This is a genomic window from Leptospira noumeaensis (assembly GCF_004770765.1).
Lineage (GTDB): Bacteria > Spirochaetota > Leptospiria > Leptospirales > Leptospiraceae > Leptospira_A > Leptospira_A noumeaensis.
Window position 1 is genome coordinate 1 of record NZ_RQFK01000018.1, and the last position, 3,966, is coordinate 3,966.

General features: G+C 34.3%; 3 protein-coding genes. All 3 read right to left on the minus strand.

Features of this window, described 5'->3' with window-relative positions; all coding sequences use genetic code 11:
• Positions 1-487 precede the first annotated feature (487 nt).
• The 3 genes from EHQ24_RS06720 to EHQ24_RS06730 all read right to left on the minus strand — a co-directional run bounded on the left by EHQ24_RS06720 (position 488) and on the right by EHQ24_RS06730 (position 3,902).
• Positions 488-1,564: a tetratricopeptide repeat protein gene (locus EHQ24_RS06720; protein WP_135600911.1), complete on the minus strand. Its 1,077-nt coding sequence runs from the start codon at positions 1,562-1,564 to the stop codon at positions 488-490.
• A 199-nt stretch (positions 1,565-1,763) separates the two neighbouring features.
• Positions 1,764-2,678: a hypothetical protein gene (locus EHQ24_RS06725; RefSeq protein WP_135600912.1), complete on the minus strand. Its 915-nt coding sequence runs from the start codon at positions 2,676-2,678 to the stop codon at positions 1,764-1,766.
• 597 nt (positions 2,679-3,275) lie between these two features.
• Complete coding sequence (locus EHQ24_RS06730; RefSeq protein ID WP_135600913.1) at positions 3,276-3,902, minus strand: hypothetical protein; 627 nt, start codon at positions 3,900-3,902, stop codon at positions 3,276-3,278.
• Positions 3,903-3,966 lie beyond the last annotated feature (64 nt).

A 3,966-nucleotide genomic window follows, 5' to 3' on the forward strand; every position in this document is an offset into this window, starting at 1 on the left:
TGACGAAGTTTCCCGCCCTGAGCCTGCGCAGTAGGCGTTAGGGAGATCGGGAAATTTGCCGAAGGCCGAACGAGGCCGTGAGTGCCGAAGTGAAGCGTTAAGACGCTGTTAGTTGCAGTATGCCTTACGAGTAAAAAGTGTAGATAAAATGGAACTGGAAGTCCCACCAGAATTCTTCAACAGACGAAGCAAGGTAAATCAAAGAGAGACTTCGATCAACAAGCGTTAAGAGTTAGATTTACTGTTAATCCAGACTTCCGTATAAATAAAAAAGTAAAATAAAGAAACCTGACGAGAACGAAATTTAGCATATTGCAACTAACGAAATAGTCTACTCGACGTTTCCCGACCCTGAGTCCCGCCGGGACGTTAGGGACTGGCATGTAGCTTGCGCATGCGAGCGAATGCCAGAAGGGAAATGTGGCGTAGCCCAAGCGAGGCCGTAAGTGCCGAAGCGCAGTGAGTAGACGCTGTTATGCGACGTCTCTTAGTATTCTGCAACTTTAAGTATTTCTATATCCTGAGTTGATTTCGGGTAAAAGTCTGAGTTACATTGCATCGGTTGAACTTTTAAATTTTTATAAACATACCTAAATTCCATTTCTCCGCCTTCCATTCCTTTGTATTCTCGTCCAAATGCTAATGCAAGTTCAGATTTAGATATTATGCCATTTAACTTGTTCTCAGAAATGTCAGTGCAACCTTTGAATTGATATTCTTTGTATATGTCTCCGCATTCGCTTTTTTCGACTGGATTTCCAGTTCCAATGGCTTCACATTTTGATTTCCAATAGAAATGTAGTGAATTATCCTCAATTTTCCAAGTTCCAATTAATAGTTCCTTTTTTTCTTGGCACCAATCCATAGAAAAGGAATTTTCATTTTTGCATAATAAAGTGGCACTACCCCAACTTGGACCATAGTAGTTTAAGGCACCAACTAAACTTTCATTAGTAAAATTTAATATTTTTGAATAAATGTATGTTTCATTTTTTTTCCATAAGAAACTCATTCTTAAATTACTTAAATTAGAATCAGATTCGATTTGTGACTTATTGTTATAACCCCTATCTATAGCACGTTCTAAATAATCAAAAGATTCAGAGATTTTTCCTAGTAAACTATAAATGCAGCTAATTCGATAGAAAGTAAATTCTGGCTGGTTTTGCATGTCGTGTTCTCTGCTAATTTGAAATGCAATTAGCGCATCATTTAATTTGTTTAATTGGAATAGAATCTCACCATATAGAAAAAACAATTCTGAATTATATACAGAAGCTAAGGTTTTTTTAATTTCAACTTCAGCTTCATTATATTTATTATTTTTAATCAATTCTTTAATATTTCTAACACTTTGATCGAAAGGAGGTATTAATTCTCTTGAATACTTTCCTTTAGGATTCTTTCTGTTTAAAAATTGATTTGTTGTTTGGGGTAATTCGTTTGAATCAGAAAAAGAATAGCTAATATCTTGAGCTTCTTCCTTCTCGTTTGAGTTATATGTTGAATTTTTTTCTCTGCAAAAGCTCAAAAAAATCAAGATTATTAAAAATTTTGTTCTCATTCTTTTTTAATTCCGGTTCTATAGAAAATTTTTAAGAGATGTCGCATAACGAACTAGTCTTCCCGAAGTTCCCTGTAGCCGAGCCTACGTAGTAGGCGTTGGCGTCGGCGCGACTTCTTGCGAAGCAAGAAGCGTGACGGAAGGGAATTTGCCGAAGGCCGAGTGAGGCCTTGTGCCGAAACGTAGCGGGAAGATGCTGTTATGCGCTGGGCTGTTTTCTTAAAAGAAACAATGCTAAAACTAACTCTGATAATAAAAATGCAAGAGTAAAGAAAATAGAAATTATTTTTTCAAGAAGATTGACATCCTTGTCAATATCGCTGGTTTTTTTAGCCTCGATATAGTAAATTCTAAATTTACTTATGGGATAAATTTGAATTAGAATTCCATTTTTCTCATGTTGCATTTGTATATTTCCCAAATGCTCGTTTTCTTTGACTAATGTTTCCGATATCTCTTTTGCTTGGCTTTTGAAATCTAAATATCCCTTTTCATAGATAATTTGATTTTCGAAATTTTTTATAAAAAAGACACCATTTTTGTTATAAATATTATCATCAATCAAATCAGATGGATAGATAACCGTAGCATATATCAAGTCGTTAGATTTTTTAAGAATTAAAAAGCAATCATTTCCAAGAACTTTTTGAAGATTGATGTATGTTGTAAGTTCTTGATTATCTTTTTGATAGTTTTCAACAGATTTTATTATAGCAATTTTTAAGATTTCTAATTTGTTACTTACATTTTCCATAGAGACATTAGTTTCTAAGAAAAGATCTAAGTGTTCTTTTGCGATTAGCTTCTTGCTGTTAAGAATGTCTGGTGCTAATCTTTCCGATATTTTAGAAAGGATTCCTTTTTTATTAGAAAAAGTCTGATCTAAGACAAAATAGTCATAGTATTGGTTATTGAATGAAGAAATATTTACTATTTGCAAGTTATATTTACTAAATTTTTCTTCAATGGAATTTGCCCCTAGTTTAGCAAAGACTAATTCGGTTGTTCTGTGTAAGAGTTTAATATTTCGTTCTACATAATAATCAACAGATAAATAGAGAAAAAAATAGATAATTAGTAGTGACGAGCTTTGTATTATAAATTTTTTATTCATATCTTATATAAATTTACAGCCTTGCGCATAACGAACTAGTCTTGACGAAGTTTCCCGCCCTGAGCCTGCGCAGTAGGCGTTAGGGAAGCGGGAAATTTGCCGAAGGCCGAACGAGGGCCTGTCCCGAAGTGAAGCGTTAAGACGCTGTTAGTTGCAGTATGCCTTACGAGTAAAAAGTGTAGATAAAATGGAACTGGAAGTCCCACCAGAATTCTTCAACAGACGAAGCAAAGTAAATCAAAGAGAGACTTTGGTCAACAAGCGTTAAGAGTTAGATATACTGTTAATCCAGAATTCCGTATAAGTAAAAAAGTAAAATAAAGAAACGTGACGAGAACGAAATTTAGCATATTGCAACTAACGAACTAGTCTTCCCGAAGTTCCCTGTAGCTGAGCCTACGTAGTAGGCGTTAGCGTCGGCGCGAGTTCTTGCGGAGCAAGAAGCGTGCCGGAAGGGAATTTGCCGAAGGCCGAGTGAGGCCTTGTGCCGAAACGTAGCGGGAAGGCGCTGTTATGCGTAGTTTCCATTTATACACATGGAAGTATATAATTCAAATTATTAATTGTTATTTTTTAAATTACAAAAATTTGTTTAACTTAGCGAAAGAAATTAGTGGTGAAGCCTTCGAGATGACAATTCAAATATTTATTGCTATCGCATTTAAAAAGGAAACCGGTGCCTACATCTATTTCCAATGAATCAATTTTTATATTTTCTATTTCAAAGTGTATTCTAAAATCTGAATTACTATCTACTGTTTGTGTAAAACGCAGATTTTTGGCGGAGTTTAGGAGTGAAAAGGGAGAATAGGTATTGTAATTGTCACCAGTTAGATTAAAAAATGATTCAGTTAATTTATTATCATCGAAAATTATACTACAAACATCAACATTCAAGGTTGATTCTTTAAAATTATTTTGTCTTTTAAAGATCATTGCAATTGAAGTGTCACTTAATAAATAATAGAAATCTCTTCCGATTAACTCTTTGAAGGATTTACAGTTTTTCTCTTTGATAATATCTATTAATTTTGTAAATCGATCTGGTTTCTGTATCGCATTGTCTATATCTAGAATTTGTGAATTTTTAGCCCTGTCTTTTTTTTCATCGTATTTGAACTCATTGCAGTTTATAATGCTGCACATTAACAAACAGAGAAGAATTTTTAATTTTTTTCTATTATCGCATTTCATTTTAATAAATATATTTTGGAAATTACGCATAACGAACTAGACTAACCGACGTAGGCTGACCCTGAGTCCCGGAACGGGACGTTAGGGATTGGCA